The organism is Streptomyces sp. NPDC102259, from assembly GCF_044766465.1.
Taxonomy (GTDB): Bacteria; Actinomycetota; Actinomycetes; order Streptomycetales; family Streptomycetaceae; genus Streptomyces.
Window position 1 is genome coordinate 597,374 of sequence record NZ_JBIWMA010000003.1, and the last position, 18,720, is coordinate 616,093.

General features: G+C 71.6%; 16 protein-coding genes. 9 read left to right on the top strand and 7 right to left on the bottom strand.

Annotated features, from left to right (window positions below):
• Positions 1–182: 182 nt before the first annotated feature.
• Positions 183–3,002, bottom strand: coding sequence for an AAA family ATPase (locus tag ACIRPU_RS11315; RefSeq protein WP_403864821.1), 2,820 nt, complete (start codon positions 3,000–3,002; stop codon positions 183–185).
• Between the two features lie 223 nt (positions 3,003–3,225).
• Complete coding sequence (locus tag ACIRPU_RS11320; RefSeq protein ID WP_403864824.1) at positions 3,226–4,128, bottom strand: LuxR C-terminal-related transcriptional regulator; 903 nt, start codon at positions 4,126–4,128, stop codon at positions 3,226–3,228.
• Between the two features lie 187 nt (positions 4,129–4,315).
• Between ACIRPU_RS11320 and ACIRPU_RS11325 the strand changes: the two genes are divergently transcribed.
• On the top strand, positions 4,316–5,986 hold the full coding sequence (locus ACIRPU_RS11325) for an AMP-binding protein (protein ID WP_403864827.1): 1,671 nt from the start codon (positions 4,316–4,318) through the stop codon (positions 5,984–5,986).
• On the top strand, positions 5,983–7,614 hold the full coding sequence (locus ACIRPU_RS11330) for an AMP-binding protein (protein ID WP_403864830.1): 1,632 nt from the start codon (positions 5,983–5,985) through the stop codon (positions 7,612–7,614). The genes ACIRPU_RS11325 and ACIRPU_RS11330 overlap by 4 nt, the downstream gene beginning before the upstream one ends.
• A 32-nt stretch (positions 7,615–7,646) precedes the next feature.
• Here the strand turns inward: ACIRPU_RS11330 and ACIRPU_RS11335 are convergent, their stop codons facing one another.
• Complete coding sequence (locus ACIRPU_RS11335) at positions 7,647–8,522, bottom strand: hypothetical protein (protein WP_403864833.1); 876 nt, start codon at positions 8,520–8,522, stop codon at positions 7,647–7,649.
• A 210-nt stretch (positions 8,523–8,732) separates the two neighbouring features.
• On the opposite strand from ACIRPU_RS11335, the gene gcl reads away from it, so the two are divergent.
• Positions 8,733–10,517: a glyoxylate carboligase gene (gcl, locus tag ACIRPU_RS11340; protein ID WP_403864836.1), complete on the top strand. Its 1,785-nt coding sequence runs from the start codon at positions 8,733–8,735 to the stop codon at positions 10,515–10,517.
• A gap of 217 nt (positions 10,518–10,734) precedes the next feature.
• On the opposite strand, the gene ACIRPU_RS11345 is transcribed toward gcl, so the two are convergent.
• The 4 genes from ACIRPU_RS11345 to ACIRPU_RS11360 form a co-directional block, all read right to left on the bottom strand.
• A complete protein-coding gene (locus ACIRPU_RS11345) occupies positions 10,735–11,157 on the bottom strand; it encodes a hypothetical protein (RefSeq protein WP_403864838.1) in 423 nt (140 codons plus the stop codon).
• A 411-nt stretch (positions 11,158–11,568) separates the two neighbouring features.
• Positions 11,569–11,805: a hypothetical protein gene (locus tag ACIRPU_RS11350; protein ID WP_403864840.1), complete on the bottom strand. Its 237-nt coding sequence runs from the start codon at positions 11,803–11,805 to the stop codon at positions 11,569–11,571.
• Positions 11,806–12,375: 570 nt separating this feature from the next.
• Complete coding sequence (locus ACIRPU_RS11355) at positions 12,376–13,287, bottom strand: 2-hydroxy-3-oxopropionate reductase (protein ID WP_403864842.1); 912 nt, start codon at positions 13,285–13,287, stop codon at positions 12,376–12,378.
• A 25-nt stretch (positions 13,288–13,312) separates the two neighbouring features.
• Entirely contained in the window at positions 13,313–14,134 is an 822-nt protein-coding gene (locus tag ACIRPU_RS11360; RefSeq protein ID WP_403864845.1) for a TIM barrel protein, read from the bottom strand.
• A 225-nt stretch (positions 14,135–14,359) separates the two neighbouring features.
• Between ACIRPU_RS11360 and ACIRPU_RS11365 the strand changes: the two genes are divergently transcribed.
• The 6 genes from ACIRPU_RS11365 to ACIRPU_RS11390 all read left to right on the top strand — a co-directional run bounded on the left by ACIRPU_RS11365 (position 14,360) and on the right by ACIRPU_RS11390 (position 18,574).
• Positions 14,360–14,644, top strand: a complete 285-nt coding sequence (locus tag ACIRPU_RS11365) for a hypothetical protein (RefSeq protein WP_403864848.1) — start codon at positions 14,360–14,362, stop codon at positions 14,642–14,644.
• The gene (locus ACIRPU_RS11370; RefSeq protein ID WP_384116718.1) at positions 14,641–15,009 is read left to right on the top strand and encodes a helix-turn-helix domain-containing protein; all 369 of its coding nucleotides are present in this window, start codon (positions 14,641–14,643) and stop codon (positions 15,007–15,009) included. Before ACIRPU_RS11365 ends, ACIRPU_RS11370 begins: the two co-directional genes overlap by 4 nt.
• 156 nt (positions 15,010–15,165) lie before the next feature.
• Positions 15,166–15,675 (top strand): 2-oxo-4-hydroxy-4-carboxy-5-ureidoimidazoline decarboxylase, encoded by a 510-nt coding sequence (gene uraD / locus ACIRPU_RS11375; protein ID WP_403864852.1) that lies wholly within the window; start codon positions 15,166–15,168, stop codon positions 15,673–15,675.
• A gap of 8 nt (positions 15,676–15,683) precedes the next feature.
• The gene (gene uraH / locus ACIRPU_RS11380) at positions 15,684–16,124 is read left to right on the top strand and encodes a hydroxyisourate hydrolase (RefSeq protein ID WP_403864855.1); all 441 of its coding nucleotides are present in this window, start codon (positions 15,684–15,686) and stop codon (positions 16,122–16,124) included.
• A gap of 4 nt (positions 16,125–16,128) precedes the next feature.
• Positions 16,129–17,058: a factor-independent urate hydroxylase gene (gene pucL, locus ACIRPU_RS11385; RefSeq protein ID WP_403864858.1), complete on the top strand. Its 930-nt coding sequence runs from the start codon at positions 16,129–16,131 to the stop codon at positions 17,056–17,058.
• Between the two features lie 136 nt (positions 17,059–17,194).
• Complete coding sequence (locus ACIRPU_RS11390) at positions 17,195–18,574, top strand: 8-oxoguanine deaminase (RefSeq protein WP_403864861.1); 1,380 nt, start codon at positions 17,195–17,197, stop codon at positions 18,572–18,574.
• The last annotated feature ends 146 nt before the right edge of the window (positions 18,575–18,720 follow it).

The window sequence follows — 18,720 nt, forward strand, 5'->3', positions numbered from 1 at the left end:
GAACCCGGCACCCGTTCCCCCCAATGAGGGAACCCCCTAAGGGAGTTGGGGCAGGGAAAACCCTCGGTCGGCTCAGGCGAGCCACAGTCGCCGCCGAGGGGACGCTCAGAGAACCCGCCGCGCGGGGCGCAGCACCCGCCGAGGGTGGGGAGCCCCTGAGGGGCAGTTAACCCGCGGTTTCCTCACTTCGCATGACGCCCCGCCGCCAGTCGGACGATGTCCACCCGCGAACGGATCCCCAGCTTGCGGTACACCCGGGTCAGGGTCGCCTCGACCGTCTTGACGCTGATGAACAGGCGCGCGGCGATCTCCCGGTTGGTCGCGCCCTCCATGACGAGCGCGGCGACCTGACGCTCCATCGACGCCAGTCCCTCCAGCGCGTCGGACGGGGGAGCCGTCTGCTGGGGCACGGCGACCGCCCCGGGCGCCGCCGCCGCGACCGCCGCGTCCACCTGGCGCAGCCAGGGCAGCGCCCGGCACCGCCGGAACAACCGCGCCGCCTCGTCGTACGACGTCGGACCCGGCCGTCCGGTGCGCAGCACGGCCAGCACGAACGCCGCCCGCGCCTCCTCCAGGCCGTACCCCAGCTTGGCGAGCCGGTCCTGAACGGACGTCAGCCGCGACAGCGCCGCCTCGTGGTCGCCGCGCGCCGCCCGCACCATCGCCTCCGCCCGGTCCAGCACGGCCAGCACGCTCTCCCGGCCCAGCCTCAGCGCGTGCTCGCGCGTCACGTCGATGACGTCCTGCGCCTCGCCCGGCTCGCCGACCCGGACCAGCGCCTCCGCGAGGTCGCCCTGCCAGCGGCCCCGGGCGGGGTCGGTGATCCCCAGACCCTGCTCCAGTTCCCGCACCCGGCGCAGCGAGCCGACCGCGCCCGCCGCGTCCCCGGCCACCAACTGGGCGTGGCCGAGCGCGGCGAGCGCGCGCGAGACGTACATCTGGTCGCCGTCCTCCTCGGCCTTCCCCGCCGCCTCCCGGGCCAGCGCCAGCGCCCGGTCGACGTCGCCGCCGGAGGCCTCGGCGAGGGAGGCCAGCATCGCGGAGGCGCCCAGGCCGATGCCGGAGTCCCGGGCCAGCCGGAGGCTCTCGCGAGCGAGGTCCAGGGCGCGCCCGCAGTGCCCGGAGCGCAGTTCGGTCTCGGCGAGGAAGCGCTGGAAGTGCACCTCGCTCTCGACCATTCCGCGCCGGCGCACCTCGCGCAGCAGCGCGGTGATGGTCGACCGGGCCTCGGGCAGCTGATCGCTCATCAGCAGCCAGCGGAACCGGGCCGCCCCGACGCCGTTGTGATGGCACGCCACATAAGGGTCCTGGGGTTCCCGCAGGGCCCGCTTGATGGTGGTGGGGGCGTTCGGGTGGCCCATCAGGGTCTCGGTCGAGGCCTGGAAGGAGAGCGCCATCAGCTCGGTGCGCCGGTCGTCGCCGCGGGCCGCCAGGTCGGCCGTGTGCGCGGCCTCCTCGCGGGCCTCGGCGAAGTCGCCCTCCACGATCAGCTTGCGCCAGGCCAGCCGGTAGTGGACCAGGGCCAGCAGCCGCGGGTCGTCGCCGGCGTCGGCGAGGGCCTGCGGGAAGACGGCGTCGACCTCGCCCAGGGACTGCCCGGCGGCCTCGATCACCACCTCCCAGGCCCGGATCCGCTCGGCGGGCACGGTCGCCCGGGTCAGCACCTCGCGCGCGATGTCCCGGGCGAGGTCCACCTCGCCGGCGGTGATCGCGTCCTCGGCGGCCTGGAGCCGCCGGTCGTCCGGCGCGGGGGCGCCGTCCGGCGGGGTGTGCCGGGCGGCGAGCAGTCCGAGGGAGGCGGCGACCGAGGGGGCGCCCCGGTCCCGGGCGAGCGCGGCGGCCTCGGCGAGCCGGGCGGCGACCTCCGGGTCGGTGCCGGTGGTCGCCAGGGCGAGGTTGCGGGCCCGCTCGATCGGATCGGAGGCGGCGGTGGACAGCGCGGCGTGCGCGGCCCGGCGCTCCTGGGCGGGCGCCTCCGCGTACAGCGCGGCCGAGATCAGCGGATGCGCGAACCGTACGGCCGGCCCCTCGGGCTCCGTCGCCAGCAGCCCGAGCGCCGCGGCCTGCGCCGTCTCGGCCTCGGCGTCCTCACGGCCGGCCGCGTGCAGCAGGGCCAGCGTGGGGCGGGCGCCGGCACTGGCCACGAGCAGGGTGCGACGGGCCTCGCCGGACAGCATGTCGAGGCGGCTGAGGACCAGGGCGCGCAGCGAGGTCGGCACCGGCAGCGGCTCGCCGGGCCGGGGCGGCGTCGGGCTCTCGCCGAGGGCACGGCCCAGTTCCAGGGCGAAGAGCGGGTTGCCGCCGCTGGTGCGGTGGATCTCCCGCATCGTCGAGCGGGGCAGGTCGGTGTAGCCGCGGTGGTCGAGCAGCGCGGAGACCTGGGCACGGGAGAGGGGGTTGAGCCGGACGGCGAGGGTGTCGGGAGGGGACGCGCGTAGATGACGGTCGTACTCCTGCTCCTCCGTCCGCACCGCGCACAGCAACTGGACGGGGGTGTCGCCGAGGCGGCGGGCGGCGAAGCCGAGGAGTTCGGCGCTGGCGGAGTCCAGCCACTGCAGATCGTCGGCGACGAGCAGGACGGGCCCCGCGGCGGCGAGGGCGCGCAGGGCCGACAGCACGGCCAACCGCAGGGCGAGGCCGTCGCGTTGCAGAGTCGATTCGCCTCGGCCGGTGAGCGCCGACTCCAGGGCGGTGCGCTGGGCGACGGGCAGCTTGTCCGAGATCTCGTCGAGCACGAGGCCGAAGAGGTCGGCCAGAGCCAGGAAGGGGAGGTGGGATTCGGACTCGGTCGCCGAGCAGCGCAGGACGGTGCGGGCCGACTCGCCGTAATCCGCGGCCAATGCCCGCAGCACGGTCGACTTTCCTATTCCGGCCGGGCCGTGCAGCAGCACACTGCCGCCCCGCGTCAGCTGGTCGCGGGCGGCCGTGAACAGCTCGTCCCTGCCGATGACCAGGTCGGGGCGGCATCTGGCAGGCTCCTTGAAGTCCCGTCGCACGGTCACCGCTCCCCTCCGAGTGTCGTGTCCGGGGCAAATTCTAGGCAACGTCCCTTTGAAATTCGGAGACACGGCGTGGTGAGGCATATAACAACGTGACGCATAGGGAAATTCATAGAGACGATGAATGAATGGTCACTTGTCGTGAGGGGCCTCCCTGGCTTGATGTGATCGCTGCTCCCAGGCATCTTGCACCGTCCGCGCTACGGCCATGTTGCGCGCCCCGAGTTCAGGGCAGCAGCCCCGCCCGCCGGGCCGCGACCACCGCCTCCCCCCGGGTGCGCGCGCCCAGCCTGCGCATCGCCGACCTCAGATAGCCCTTGACCGTCTCCGGGCGCAGCCCCAGCCGCTCGGCGACCGCCGCGTTCGTCGCTCCCGCCGCCACCCACGCCAGTACGTCCAGCTCACGCGGGGCCAGGGCGACCGGCTGCCCCGCCGACCGCTCCGGCGACCCCGAGGTCAGCAGCCCGCACACCTCGAGGAGCTCGGCGCGCAGAGCCGGGTCGGCGATCCGCGGAGCCAGGGCGCGCAGGGCCGTGTGCGCCTCGCGCACCTGCTCCCAGCCGGCCCCGGCCCCCGCCGCTGCCCCCGCTCCCGGCCCGCCGCCGGGACCGGGACCGGCGCCCGGACCGGGCCCCGTATGCGCCGCGCCCGGCCGGGCCGCCGTCAGCAGGTCGCGCGCCTCGTCCCCGACCACCAGCGCCTGCTCCACGTCCCGCGCCGCCTGCACGGCCGCGGTCAGCGTGCGGTCGCCCAACGGCTGGGCCGTGCGCAGGGCGCCGTACAGCACCCCGCGCACCCGGCGCCGTACGACCACCGGGATCGCCAGCACCGAGCGCAGGCCCTCCTCGGCGACGGCCGCGTCGTACTCGTGACTGATCTGCCGGGACAGGGAGTAGTCGGTCACCGCGCACGGGCGGGCCAGCGCCACCGCCTTGCCGCCGAGACCGTTGCCCGACGTCACCGCCAGTCCGCGCAACGCGAGACCGGCCACGCCGCTGAACTCGCTGATCCGCATCCGCTGCCGCCCCGGCTCCACCAGACCGCCGAAGGCGACCGGCAGCCCCGTCACCCGCCGCAGCCGCGCCAGCGCACCGCGAATCTCCACCGTTCCGGCCGCGTATGCCGCCACGTTCTCGCCCTTTCCGCGCGGCGTGGTGCCGCACACCCCCGTCCGGGGGTAGTGAGACCTGCATCACGGATTACACGATGGCAGAGAGCCGCCCGGCAATGGTCCGGCAGCACGGGAGTGAGCCGCAGGGGCTGAGAGCGCCCCGGAGGCGCACGACCGAGCAGGCCGAGAGGACGAGTGAGGACAGATGACGACGGCGACGGAGCGTTTCCGCAGAGCCCGCGACTTCCTGTTGGAGCACCGCGAGGACTACACAACCGCTTACGAGCGTTTCGAGTGGCCCCGACCGGAGCGCTTCAACTGGGCGCTCGACTGGTTCGACGTCATCGCCGACGGCAACGGGCGCACCGCCCTGCACCTCGTGGAAGAAGACGGTTCCGAAACCCGTCTCAGCTTCGCCGAACTGTCGGAGCGTTCCGACCGGGTCGCGAACTGGCTGCGCGGGCAGGGCGTCGCCGCCGAGGACCGGATCCTCGTCATGCTCGGCAACCAGGCCGAACTGTGGGAGACCGCGCTGGCCGCGATGAAGCTGCGCGCCGTCGTCGTCCCGGCCACTCCGCTGCTCGGCCCCGCCGACCTCAGCGACCGCGTCGAACGCGGCCGCATCCGGCACGTCCTCGTCCGCACCGAGGACACCGGCAAGTTCGACGAGGTGCCCGGCGACTACCGGCGCATCGCGGTCGGCGGCGCACCCGAGGGCTGGCAGCCGTTCGAGGACGCCTACACCGCCCCGGCCGGCTTCACCCCCGACGGCCCCACCCTCGCCGACGACCCGCTGATGCTGTACTTCACCTCCGGCACGACCGCCCGCCCCAAGCTGGTGGAGCACACCCACACCTCGTATCCGATCGGCCATCTGTCGACGATGTACTGGATCGGGCTCCGGCCCGGCGATGTGCACCTCAACATCTCCTCGCCCGGCTGGGCCAAGCACGCCTGGTCCAACCTCTTCGCCCCGTGGAACGCCGAAGCAACCGTTTTCATCCACAACTACACCCGCTTCGACCCGGCCCGGCTGATGACCGAGATGGACCGGGCCGGGGTGACGACGTTCTGCGCCCCGCCCACCGTCTGGCGCATGCTCATCCAGGCCGACCTCACCCAGCTGCGCACCCCGCCCCGCGAGGCGGTGGCCGCGGGCGAGCCGCTCAATCCCGAGGTCATCGAGCAGGTGCGGCGCGCCTGGGGAGTGACCGTCCGGGACGGCTTCGGGCAGACCGAGACGGCCGTGCAGATCGCCAACAGCCCCGGACAGGAGTTGAAGACCGGCTCGATGGGCCGGCCGAGCCCCGGCTGCCGGGTGGAGCTCCTCGACCCGGTGTCGGGCGCGCCGGGCGCGCAGGAGGGCGAGATCGCGCTGGACCTGGCCGCCCGGCCGGTCGGCCTGATGACCGGTTACCACGGCGACGCCGACCGGACGGCGGAGGCGATGGCCGGCGGCCACTACCGCACCGGTGACATCGGCAGCCGCGACGAGAACGGTTACATCACCTACGTCGGCCGGGCCGACGACGTCTTCAAGGCCTCCGACTACAAGATCAGCCCCTTCGAGCTGGAGAGCGCGCTCCTGGAGCACGAGGCGGTCGCCGAGGCGGCCGTCGTCCCCGCCCCGGACGCACTGCGCCTCGCCGTGCCCAAGGCGTACGTCGTGCTCGCCGAGGGCTGGGAGCCGGGCCCCGACACCGCGAAGGTGCTGTTCGAGCACTCCCGCGAGGTCCTCGCCCCCTACAAGCGCGTGCGACGCCTGGAGTTCGCCCCGCTGCCCAAGACGGTGAGCGGCAAGATCCGCCGGATCGAGCTGCGTCAGGCGACCGAGGCGGGCTCGCCCGACGAGTACCGCGAGGAGGACTTCCGGTGAGCGAGGCGTCGTACCCGCGGGGCAAGACCGTTTCGTACGCGCACGGGACGAGCGCGACCGCGCTGCTCGGGGACACCATCGGCGCCGACCTGGACCGGACGGCGGAGCGCTGGCCGGACCGCGAGGCGCTCGTCGACGTGCCGTCCGGGCGGCGCTGGACGTACCGCCGATTCGTCGAGGACGTCGACCGGCTGGCGTGCGCGCTGCTCGCGAGCGGGGTCGCCAAGGGCGAGCGGGTGGGCATCTGGGCGGTCAACTGCGCCGAGTGGGTGCTCGTGCAGTACGCCACCGCCCGCATCGGCGCGATCATGGTGAACATCAACCCGGCGTACCGCACGCACGAGGTCGAGTACGTCCTCCAGCAGGCCGGGATCTCCGTGCTGTTCGCCTCGCTGAGCCACCGGACGAGCGACTACCGGGCGATGGTCGAGCAGGTACGCGGCAGATGCCCGCAACTGCGGGAGACCGTTTACTTCGGGGATCCGAGCTGGGATGCGTTGCTGGGGCGCGGAACGCCCGACCTCCACGAGGAGCTCCTCATCCGCGGAAACGAGTTGTCCTGCGACGACCCGGTCAACATCCAGTACACCTCGGGTACCACGGGCTTCCCCAAGGGAGCCACCCTCTCCCACCACAACATTCTCAACAACGGTTACTTCGTGGGCGAGTCGATCGCCTACAGCGAGCAGGACCGGATCTGCATCCCGGTGCCCTTTTATCACTGTTTCGGCATGGTGATGGGAAACCTTGCGGCCACCTCGCACGGCGCCTGCATCGTCGTCCCGGCCCCGTCCTTCGACCCGAAGGCCACGCTGGAGGCGGTCCAGCGGGAGCGGTGCACCTCCCTGTACGGCGTGCCGACCATGTTCATCGCGGAGTTGAACCTGCCGGACTTCGCGACCTACGACCTGTCCTCCCTGCGCACCGGCATCATGGCGGGCTCGCCCTGCCCGGTCGAGGTGATGAAACGGGTGGTCGCGGAGATGAACATGGCGGAGGTGTCGATCTGTTACGGCATGACGGAGACCTCGCCCGTCTCCACCCAGACCCGCCGCGAGGACGACCTGGAGCACCGCACCGGCACCGTGGGCAGGGTCCTGCCGCACATCGAGGTGAAGGTGGTGGACCCGGTGGACGGGGTGACCCGGCCGCGCGGAATCGCGGGCGAACTGTGCACCCGCGGTTACAGCGTGATGCTCGGTTACTGGAACGAGCCCGAGAAGACCGCCGAGTCGATCGACGCGGGACGCTGGATGCACACCGGGGACCTGGCGGTGATGCGTGAAGACGGTTACGTCGAGATCGTCGGCCGGATCAAGGACATGATCATCCGGGGCGGGGAGAACATCTACCCGCGCGAGATCGAGGAGTTCCTCTACGGCCACCCGAAGATCCGGGACGTCCAGGTCGTCGGCGTCCCGCACGAGAGGTACGGCGAGGAGGTCCTCGCCTGTGTGATCCCGGCCGACGCGGCGGACCCGTTGTCGCTGGAGGAGCTGCGCGCCCACTGCGAGGGCCGGCTGGCGCACTACAAGATCCCGAGCAGGCTGCGGATCATGGAGACCTTCCCGATGACCGTCTCGGGGAAGGTACGCAAGATCGAGCTGCGCGAGGGGTACGCCCCTTAGCGGTGGCCGGCGCCTCGGGTGCCTCGGGTGCCTCAGGCGCCTCCGGCGTCGAGTGCGTCGGCCATCGCGTTGACCGGCTGCGGGGTGCCCGTGAGGTCGAGGACGAAGAGCGGGACCCGCAGCTGGTCGGCGCGGGCCCGGGCGTCCTCGGCGTACCCCGCGAGGGAGAAGTAGACGCAGTCCGCGGATTCCGTCATGGCCGTCAGCCACAGACACTCCACGTCCCGCAGTGAGGCCGGGCGCACGCTGGGGTCCACCTGGGCCACCAGCCCGCGGGCGGCGAGGCCGATACCGGAGGTGGGCCGCTGATCGGCCCGCCGGATGTCCCCGTGTCCGAGCCAGTTCAGATAGAGCGCGGCGGCCGTGACCGCGTCACGGGCCGTACGGATGGCGACGGGTCGGAAGGGACGCCGTTGCTCTGCGGGTGCGGGTGCGGGTGCGGGTGCGGGTGGGGCTTGCGGCGGCGGTGTTGATGTCGATGTCGATGTCGGCGCTGTTGGGTCATGCCCCGACTCAGGCTCCGGCTCCGGCGCCTGCCCCGGCCCCGGCCCCGACTCGGGCACCGACTCGTGCGCCTGCCTCGCCCCCGCCCCCGGCCCCGACTCCGCCCTCGAATCGGGCCGCGCCCCCGCCTCCGGCTCGGGGGTCGGGTCGGTCACCGGGATTCGTATCACCGCTCCGCAGGCGCAGCCCAGTTCAGGGTGCGGCCACTGGTGCCGGCGGCGGCAGGCGGGGCACCGCAGGGCGACCCACTCGTCGTCCCACGCCCGGTGTACGACGGTCGTCGGCGTCGTCCGCCGGTCCAGCACAGGCGTGACGGGAGCACCGCACGCGCACGGGTAGCACGGTGCGGTGTAGAGGCGCTCGCGCCGACAGGCCGGGCAGCGCACCGGCACGCTCTCGGACATGGCCCCATCGTCCTCCTCCGGCCTCCGCTTGTCCGTCTCTTGACGACCTTCGCGTGCCCACTTACATTACTTCCAGATAGCAGAAACTGTTTTCCGCATTACGGAAACATACGCAATGCTCGAAACCGATGGAAGGGCTCACCGCGGGGCGCGACGGGAGAGCGAATCCGACAGCTGAAGCAGCTGAAGCAGTCGAAGCAGGAGTAGCCCATGGCTCGTATGACCGCTGCCCGCGCGGCAGTCGAGATCCTCAAGCGCGAGGGCGTCACCAGCGCGTTCGGTGTCCCCGGCGCGGCGATCAACCCCTTCTACGCGGCGCTCGAGGCCTCCGGTGGCATCAACCACACCCTCGCCCGTCACGTCGAGGGCGCCTCGCACATGGCCGAGGGCTACACCCGTACCCGTCCGGGGAACATCGGTGTCTGCGTCGGCACCTCCGGCCCGGCCGGCACCGACATGATCACCGGGCTCTACTCCGCCATCGGCGACTCCGTCCCGATCCTGTGCATCACGGGCCAGGCCCCGACCGCCGTGATCCACAAGGAGGACTTCCAGGCCGTCGACATCGCCTCCATCGCCAAGCCGGTGACCAAGATGGCGGTCACCGTCCTGGAGGCGGCCCAGGTCCCCGGCGTCTTCCAGCAGGCCTTCCATCTCATGCGCTCCGGCAGGCCGGGTCCGGTCCTGATCGACCTGCCGGTCGACGTCCAGCAGACGGAGATCGAGTTCGACGTGGACACGTACGAGCCGCTGCCCGTCTACAAGCCGGCCGCGACCCGTGTGCAGATCGCGAAGGCGCTCTCCATGCTGAACGCGTCAGAGCGGCCGCTGATCGTCGCGGGCGGCGGTGTCATCACGGCCGATGCCACGGAACTCCTGCTGGAATTCGCTGAGTTGACGGGTACTCCGGTCATCCCGACACTGATGGGCTGGGGCGCGATCCCCGACGACCACGAGCTGAACGCCGGCATGGTCGGCCTGCAGACCTCGCACCGCTATGGCAACGCGACGTTCCTGGAGTCCGACTTCGTCCTCGGTATCGGCAACCGTTGGGCCAACCGTCACACCGGCCGCGTCGACGTCTACACGGCCGGCCGCACCTTCGTCCACGTCGACGTCGAGCCCACCCAGATCGGCAGGATCTTCGCTCCGGACTACGGGATCGCCTCGGACGCGAAGGCGGCTCTGGAGCTCTTCGTCGAGGCGGCGAGGGAGTCGAGGGCGGCGGGCACGCTTCCCGACCGTTCCGCGTGGGCGGCCGCCGCGCAGGAGAAGAAGGCGACCCTCCAGCGCCGTACCCACTTCGACGACGTCCCGATCAAACCGCAGCGCGTCTACGAGGAGATGAACAAGGCCTTCGGCCCGGAGACCCGGTACGTCACCACCATCGGCCTCTCGCAGATCGCCGGCGCCCAGATGCTGCACGTCTACCGGCCACGCCACTGGATCAACTGCGGCCAGGCGGGGCCCCTGGGCTGGACGATCCCGGCGGCGCTGGGCGTGGCGAAGGCCGACCCGGAGGCGCAGGTCGTCGCCCTCTCCGGGGACTACGATTTCCAGTTCATGATCGAGGAGTTGGCGGTCGGGGCGCAGCACAAGATCCCGTACGTCCACGTCCTCGTCAACAACTCCTATCTGGGGCTGATCCGGCAGGCGCAGCGGGCGTTCGACATCGACTTCCAGGTCAATCTGGAGTTCGAGAACATCAACTCGCCCGAGCTGGGCGTGTACGGCGTCGATCACGTCAAGGTGGCCGAGGGCCTCGGCTGCAAGGCGATCCGGGTGACGGACCCCGCGGAGTTGGCGGCCGCCTTCGAGCAGGCCAAGAAGCTGGCCGCCGAGTTCCAGGTGCCGGTCGTCGTGGAGGCGATCCTGGAGCGCGTCACCAACATCTCGATGAGCGGCACCAACGACATCGGCAACGTGGTGGAGTTCGAGGAACTCGCCACCGAGCCGGGGCACGCGCCGACATCGATCAGGACGCTGAAGGTCTGAGGCTGAACGGCTGACGCCGAAGGTCTGACGCCGAAGGGCTGGTGGCGAAGGTCTGACGCCGAAAGGCTGACGCTGGGGGTCCGGCGAGGCTCGCCGTCGCGAAGGGCGGCCCATCCGGGGGATGGGCCGCCCTTTTCCGAATGCGCTTTCCGAAAGTTGCCGTGCGTAGTACGTCCCGTAGGCGTTTTCTGAGCCCGTTTCTGGAGGGCGAGGAGGCTCAGTCCGAGCCGCCGCCCCCGCCTCCGCCCCCGCAGGAGTACATCCCGCCGCCTGTGCCGCCGCCCCGCGGCGAGCGCCGGTGGAACCCCTTGTCCGCCACCTCGGCCCGGGCGATCAGACCTGCCCGGAGGGCGAAGCGCGCCGCCAACACACTCAGGGCGGACTCGCCGTACAGGGCCACCGCCATCAGGATGTCGTCCGTCGCCAGCCCCTTCCTGCCGGCCGGCAGGGGATGCCCCTCCCGCAGGGCGCGCAGCGCGCGTCGAGCCGTGCGGGTCCGGCGCGGCGGAAGGGAGCGCAGCATCCCGGCCGCCACCAGCTGGACCCGCAGCCCGGACAGCGCCCCCCGCACATCCGGCCGGGCCTGCAACTCCGCGATGCTCGCGGGCCGTTGCAGCGCCGCGTACACCACCTCGGGCAAGGCGGCCAGGGCAGGCAGGGCGGCCAGGGCATCCAGGGTGGGCCGACCGTCTCCCGGCTCCTCGGCCGGCGTCGCCCCCGCTGCCCCCGCTACCCGCGCCGTTCCCGTCGCCCCCGCCGTTCCCGTCGCGCGGATCCTCCCCTGTCGGCCCGCGTCGACCAGGCCCCTCAGTTGAAGGGCGAGCGCGGCCACCGTGACCGCCGCCCGCCGCCCGCGGACCGCCCCGCAGCAGTGCGACCTCGTACGGCTTCAGTCGGACCGATCCAGCGCCGTTCATGTCCCCACCCCCGGAACGAGGCCCGCCGCCCCCGTGTCGGCGGGCCCCGCGTGACCACAATGTGCCCTTCCCCGGGGGTGGTTGAAGCCTGTTGAACAGAGTTCAGAGGTTGATTTGAGGTTGGCGCGCCCGGTCTACTCCCCGTGCTCCTCCGACAGTCCCGGCCAGTCGTCGGGCCCGCCGCCCTGCCACTCGATGAGGTCGCTCTCCTCCACCTCGATCCGGTCCAGGTCGGCCAGGCGCAGGATCTCGACGACGTCGTCGAGATGGGAGGCGACCCCGAGCACGGCATCACCCGAGGTGACCCGCCGGGAACCGTCCAGCGCCGGAGGGTGGACCACGATGTGCGGATATTGCGGTGAATCATTCATATTCGTATTCATATCCAGACCGCCGCGCTATCCGTAGGGCAACGCGCAGCGCTCCCTCGTCGGTCCTGCTGACGGGGGAGCGCTGTGGCAGGGGTGGCCGTCCGACGGCGCGAGGCTGGGCGCGACAGGACGTTCGCGCCGCCGGACGGAGCTCTCGGGAGGGGGCGGGGTGAGGCGGGTGAGGCGGGGTGGCGAGGTGCGGGGTGGGGTCGAGGTGGGGGCAGGGACCGCGGCGGGTTGCGACGGAGCCGGGAGCGGGCTTCCCTCAGGTCGAGAAGCGGGCCCCGTTCCTTCACCACCGCACTGGCTCGCACGCCGCCGCGGTCCTCGCCCTGCCCGCGCCCGTACCCGGCGACCACCCCTCATCCGGGTCGCACGGTACGTCCGCGGGCCGCGCGCACGGCATCATGACCTACCGTCAGATCCCGTACGCGAGCCTGGTGTTCGGTTGTCGCCGGGGTGGTGCGCACCGACGACAACCGGTTGCTGAAAGCGGTTCAGCGGTTTCCGGACGGCGTCGCCGCCTGGGCGCGACAGGACAGATGTCAGCGACGGCGCCGCCCGGAAGTCTCAGAGTCGCGCGCCCGACAGGCGCTCCACGGCCCGCAGCAGGGCCGAGTGGTCCAGCCCGCCGTCGCCCTGCGCGCGCAGGCTCGCGACCAGCTGGGCGACCACCGCGCCGACGGGCAGGGCCGCGCCGACGTTGCGGGCGGCGTCCGTGACGATGCCCATGTCCTTGTGGTGCAGGTCGATGCGGAAGCCCGGCTTGAAGTCGCGGGTGAGGAAGTTGTCCTTCTTGCGGGCCAGCACGGTGGAGCCGGCGAGGCCGCCGCCCAGGACGTCCAGCGCCGCCTTCAGGTCCACGCCCGACTTCTCCAGGAAGACCACGGCCTCGGCGCACGCCTGGATGTTCACGGCGACGATCAGCTGGTTGGCGGCCTTCACGGTCTGGCCCGAGCCGTGCGGACCGCACAGCACGATGGTCCTGCCGAGCGCCTCGAAAAGGGGTTCCGCCTCGTCGAAGTCGGCCTGCTCGCCGCCCACCATGATGGACAGCACGGCCTCGACGGCGCCGGCCTCACCGCCGGACACCGGGGCGTCGAGCACCCGGATGCCCCGGTCCTTCGCCGCCCGTGCCAGGTCGATCGAGGTCTGCGGGGTGATCGAGGACATGTCGATCAGGAGCGCCCCGGACCGCGCGTTCTCCAGGATGCCCTCGGGGCCGTAGGCGATGGCCTCGACCTGCGGGGAGGCGGGCACCATCGTGATCACGACGTCGGCGTCACGGACGGCCTCGGCGATGGACCCCGCGGCGCTGCCGCCGGCGGCGGTCAGCCGGTCCAGCTTGTCCTGCTCCAGGGTGAAGCCGGTGACGTCGTAGCCCGCCTTGACGAGGTTCTCGGACATGGGCGAGCCCATGATGCCGAGGCCGATCCAGGCGATCTTGGGAAGTGCGGGAACCGCGGGAAGTGCGTTGCTCATCGGGGGTGCCTCTCGGTACGGGGGATCAGCGGGGCAGCCAGTCGAAGGCCTCGGCGCTCGGACGGTCGCCCGGCTTGTACTCGAGGCCGACCCAGCCGTCGTATCCGGCCTTCCGCAGCCGGTCGAGGAGGTCCTCGAGGGGCAGCGAACCGGTGCCCGGCGCGCCTCGGCCCGGGTTGTCGGCGATCTGCACATGGCCGGTCCTCGACGCGTACCGCTCGATCACCGACGGCAGGTCCTCGCCGTTCATGGACAGGTGGTACAGGTCCATCAGGAACTTCGCGTTGCCGAGCCCCGTCGCCTCGTTGACCTTGTCGACGATGCCGATCGCGGCCGGTGCGCTGACCAGCGGGTAGCGGGGCGACTCGGGCCGGTTCAGCGCCTCGACCAGCAGGATCGCGCCGATCCGGTGTGCGGCCCGGGCCGCGAGGGCCAGGTTCTCCAGCGCGAGCGCGTCCTGCTCGGCCGGGTCCACGCCGTCGAGGCGGTTGCCGTACAGCGCGTTGAGCGCGCCGCAGCCCAGCGACTGCGCGAAGCCGGCGGCCACGTCGATGTTGGCGCGGAACCGCTCCGACTCCTCGCCGGGCAGCGACAGGGCGCCACGGTCGGGGCCCGGGAGCCGGCCGGCGTAGAAGTTGAGGCCCGTGAGCCGCACGCCCGCGTCCTCGATCGCCTTCCTCAGGGCGTCCAGCTCGGACGGCTCGGGGGTGGGGGAGTCGATCCAGGGCCACCACAGCTCGACCGCGGTGAAGCCGGCCGCGGCGGCGGCCGCGGGGCGCTCCAGGAGCGGGAGTTCCGTGAAGAGGATCGACAGGTTGACGTTGAAGCGCCGGTCTTCGAATCCCATAGGGGTTCCGCGCTCCCTTCCGTGTCGAGTGTTTCCGTATTGCGGAAGTTATTTTCTGCTTGTTGGAAGATTGCCGTTCGGTCGGGCGGCTTGTCAAGGGGATGGGGGAGCGTCGGAGCCCGGCCGAGGTGGAATCCCGACTCCCGCGTGATCGTCCGTCCGGTCCGTTAGGGTCGGGGTCCGGGCGCCGACGGTCCGGTCCCGTTGAGAGAGGTGTGGGGCGCGATGCGACTGAAAGTGGAGTTCACCACCGAGCCCTTCGACCTCGACGAGGCGCCCGCGCACGCGCTGGTCGCCCGTGAGGTGATCGAGGCGGCCGACCTGGACACGGTGGACGTCGGGCCGTTCGGCAACACCGCGGAGGGTGCCGCCGACGCCGTGCTCGCCGCCGTGGACACCCTGCTGCGCAAGTCCCTCGGCGCGGGCGCCACCCGCATCTCGCTCCAGGTCAACGTCATCGGGGACGCGGACCGGGCCGCGGAGGGCGACGTCGTCGGGGAGGGCGTGTGAGCGCCGCCGGCGACGAGGCCTTCATCGCGGCCGTGAAGCCGCTGGTCGACGCGATGGGCGGGGAGATGCTCCCGCCGGACGAGGCCGGTGTCGACGACGTCGTCCTGGCCTGGGAGGGAGTCGACGCCGTCGCGGTACGCCTGCCCCAGCTCGCCGACTCCCTCGATCACATCCTGGCCGCCATGGAGCGCAGGAAGGGCAGACCGCTCGCCGACCTGGACCGCAAGGCCAAACAGGAGGTCGTACGGATACTCGAGGCGCGCGGCGCCTTCTCCGTACGGCACGGCGTGGAGACCGTGGCGAGCGCGCTCGGGGTGAGCCGCTTCACGGTCTACAACTATCTCAACCGGGAGAAAGAGGCCTGAGTGCCGTCCCCGGGGGAGGCTCCGGGGCGGTGGAGGGGCCGGCGGGTTTCGTTACCCGGAATTTTCAACAAAGTGTTGACGTGGTGTCGCGGACAGGCGTTAGCTGGCCGCAGCCCGCTCAAGCACGAAGGCCGTCTCGCGGCCACGGAGGCTCCCGTGACTTCGACTTCCCCACCCCCGGGCCCGGCCCGGTTCAACGACCTCGAGGAGTCCGCGGCCCGCGCCGCGCTCCACGAGGCGTGCGCCTCCACGGCGTGGGCCACCCGACTGCTCGCGGCCCGCCCCTACGCCACCGTCGCCGACCTGTACGCCGCCTCCGACGCCGCCATGGCCGACCTGACCGCCACGGACCTGGCGGAGGCGATGGCCGGGCATCCGCCGATCGGCCGCCCGAAGCCCGGCGACCCGACCTCGGCCCGCGAACAGCGCGGTATGGCCGGGGCCTCCGAGGACCTCAAGGCCGAGATGCTCGAACTGAACCTGGCCTACCAGGAGAAGTTCGGCCATGTCTTCCTGATCTGCGCCACCGGCCGTACCGGCGAGCAGATGCGCGACGCGCTCAAGGAGCGGATCGGCAACGCGCCGGAGCAGGAACGGGAGATCGTCCGCGTCGAACTGGGGAAGATCAACCGTATCCGCCTCGCCCGACTCGTCGAAGAGGACTGACACACCCCATGAGCACCAGCGGCACCGCATCGGTGTCCACCCACATCCTGGACACCTCCGTCGGCCGACCCGCCGCGGGAGTCGGCGTCCACCTCTCCGCCCGTTCGGGCCTGGACGCCCAGCACGGGCAGGGGGCGGACTGGCGGGCGCTCGGGGGTTCCGCGACCGACGCGGACGGCCGCTGCAAGGACCTGCCGGCGCTGCCGGAGGGGACCACCCATGTACGGCTCGACTTCGCCGTGGAGGCGTATTTCGAGCGATCCGAGAAGAAGCGATCCGAGAACAAGCAAGCCGATGCGCAGCAGGACGCCCCCGCGAATCGGGACAGCGGTGCCACCCGGGTGTTCTTCCCGGAGGTGGCGATCACGTTCGCCGTCGAGCCGGGCGAGCACTACCACGTACCGCTGCTGCTCAACCCGTTCGGCTACTCCGTTTACCGAGGGAGCTAGCTAGATGACTGACCATTCCCACCCGGCCCGCCCTGTGTTCCTGGGACAGAACCAGTACGGCAAGGCCGAGAACCGAGTCGTGAAGATCACGCGGGACGGCGCCACGCACCACATCAAGGACCTCAACGTGTCCGTGTCGCTGAGCGGCGACATGGACGAGGTCCACTACTCCGGCTCGAACGCCAACGTCCTGCCGACGGACACCACCAAGAACACGGTGTACGCGTTCGCCAAGGAGCACGGCATCGAGTCCGCCGAGCAGTTCGGCATCCACCTCGCCCGCCACTTCGTGACCTCGCAGGAACCGATCAGGACCGCGCAAATCCGGATCGAGGAGTACGCCTGGGAGCGGATCGAGACGCCCGGCGAGGACGAACACTCCTTCGTCCGCCAGGGCCAGGAGACCCGCCTCGCCCAGATCACCTACGACGGCTCCTCCTGGGAGGTCGTCTCCGGGCTCAAGGACCTGACCGTCATGAACTCGACGAACTCCGAGTTCTGGGGCTACGTCAAGGACCAGTACACGACCCTGCCCGAGGCGCACGACCGCGTCCTGGCGACCGAGGTGTCCAGCCGCTGGCGCTTCAACTGGTCCGACGACGCCCAGCAGGCGCCGGACTGGGAGGAGTCGTACGCCCAGGTCAAGAAGCACCTGCTGCTGGCCTTCGCGCAGACGTACTCCCTCTCCCTGCAGCAGACCCTGTACGCCATGGGCGCGCGGATCATCGACCACCGCGACGAGATCGACGAGGTCCGCTTCTCGCTCCCCAACAAGCACCACTTCCTGGTGGACCTGAAGCCGTTCGGACTGAAGAACGACACCGCCGACGGAGCCGTCTACTTCGCCGCCGACCGTCCCTACGGCCTGATCGAGGCGACCGTTCTGCGGGACGGCTGCGAGGCGAAGATCCCGGTGGACCTCACCAACCTCTGAACCGCCCCCTTTCGAACCGCCCCCTTTTCGGCACCCGTGGCCGGCGAGCCCGCGCCTCACCGGCCACGGCACTCAAACTCCCAGGGTCCTGCCGTGCCCTCTCCACCAGAGTCCACTGAGTGAAAAGGACGAAACCATGGCAGCAGACCGGCGCACCGTCATCGAGAACTGTTCGATCGCGACCGTCGACGCCCAGGACACCGAGTACGCGAACGGTCACGTCGTCCTCGTCGGCAACCGGATCGAGTCGCTCGGCGCGGGCAGGGCCCCGGACGGCCTGGAGAACGTCGAGCGCCGCATCGACGCCACCGGGCACCTGGTCACCCCGGGCCTGGTCAACACCCACCACCACTTCTACCAGTGGATCACCCGGGGCCTGGCGACCGACCACAACCTCTTCGACTGGCTCGTCGCCCTCTACCCCACCTGGGCGCGCATCGACGAGCCGATGGTCCGCGCGGCCGCCCAGGGCTCCCTCGCGATGATGGCCCGCGGCGGCGTCACCACCGCCATGGACCACCACTACGTCTTCCCCAAGGGCTCCGGCGACCTGTCCGGCGCGATCATCGGCGCCGCCCGTGACATGGGCGTCCGCTTCACGCTCGCCCGCGGCTCCATGGACCGCAGCGAGAAGGACGGCGGCCTGCCGCCGGACTTCGCCGTCGAGACCCTGGAGGGCGCCCTCGCCGCCACCGAGGAGACCGTCCGGCAGCACCATGACGCCTCCTTCGACGCGATGACCCAGGTCGCCGTCGCTCCCTGTTCGCCCTTCTCCGTCTCCACCGAACTGATGCGCCAGGGAGCCGAGTCGGCCCGCCGGCTCGGTGTGCGCCTGCACACCCACGGCTCGGAGACGGTCGAGGAGGAGAAGTTCTGCCACGAGCTGTTCGGCATGGGCCCGACCGACTACTTCGAGTCCACCGGCTGGCTCGGCGAGGACGTGTGGATGGCGCACTGCGTCCACATGAACGACTCCGACATCGACGCCTTCGCCCGGACCGGGACGGGCGTCGCCCACTGCCCGTCGTCCAACGCCCGGCTGGCGGCGGGCATCGCCCGGGTCCCCGACATGCTGAAGGCCGGCGTCCCGGTCGGCCTCGGCGTCGACGGCACGGCCTCCAACGAGTCAGGCGAGCTCCACACCGAGCTGCGCAACGCCCTGCTCATCAACCGCCTCGGCGCCCATCGCGAGGCCGCCCTGAACGCCCGTCAGGCGCTGCGTCTCGGCACGTACGGCGGCGCCCAGGTCCTGGGCCGCGCCACGCAGATCGGCTCCCTGGAGCCCGGCAAGCTGGCCGACCTGGTGCTGTGGAAGCTGGACACCCTCGCCCACGCCTCCATCGCCGACCCGGTGACCGCGCTGGTCCTCGGCGCGGCCGCCCCCGTCACCGCCTCCTTCGTGAACGGCCGTCAGATCGTGGAACACGGACGCCTGTTGCACGCCGACGAGGACGCGATCGCCCGCTCGACGCGGGAGGAAGCGCAGCGGCTGGCGCGTATCGCCGCCCAGGGCTGAACACCCCCGCCCCGTGAGGGACCCGGTCCCCGCGGGCACTGAACTCCGGTCGAGGGGGACGGCCCTCGACCGGTAGCCGTGGCCGGGGCGCGCGCGTCCGCGCGTGCCCCGGGAAACGGTTCCCCCGCCGTTCCCGTCTCCGGGTA

What these genes read in the sequence shown, in the direction of transcription:
- ACIRPU_RS11390 (WP_403864861.1), top strand. Translation starts at nt 17,195, where the DNA reads ATGGCAGCAGACCGGCGCACCGTCATCGAGAACTGTTCGATCGCGACC.
- ACIRPU_RS11350 (WP_403864840.1), bottom strand. Translation starts at nt 11,805, where the DNA reads ATGAATGATTCACCGCAATATCCGCACATCGTGGTCCACCCTCCGGCG.
- pucL (WP_403864858.1), top strand. Translation starts at nt 16,129, where the DNA reads ATGACTGACCATTCCCACCCGGCCCGCCCTGTGTTCCTGGGACAGAAC.
- gcl (WP_403864836.1), top strand. Translation starts at nt 8,733, where the DNA reads ATGGCTCGTATGACCGCTGCCCGCGCGGCAGTCGAGATCCTCAAGCGC.
- ACIRPU_RS11355 (WP_403864842.1), bottom strand. Translation starts at nt 13,287, where the DNA reads ATGAGCAACGCACTTCCCGCGGTTCCCGCACTTCCCAAGATCGCCTGG.
- ACIRPU_RS11360 (WP_403864845.1), bottom strand. Translation starts at nt 14,134, where the DNA reads ATGGGATTCGAAGACCGGCGCTTCAACGTCAACCTGTCGATCCTCTTC.
- ACIRPU_RS11325 (WP_403864827.1), top strand. Translation starts at nt 4,316, where the DNA reads ATGACGACGGCGACGGAGCGTTTCCGCAGAGCCCGCGACTTCCTGTTG.
- ACIRPU_RS11335 (WP_403864833.1), bottom strand. Translation starts at nt 8,522, where the DNA reads ATGTCCGAGAGCGTGCCGGTGCGCTGCCCGGCCTGTCGGCGCGAGCGC.
- uraH (WP_403864855.1), top strand. Translation starts at nt 15,684, where the DNA reads ATGAGCACCAGCGGCACCGCATCGGTGTCCACCCACATCCTGGACACC.
- ACIRPU_RS11365 (WP_403864848.1), top strand. Translation starts at nt 14,360, where the DNA reads ATGCGACTGAAAGTGGAGTTCACCACCGAGCCCTTCGACCTCGACGAG.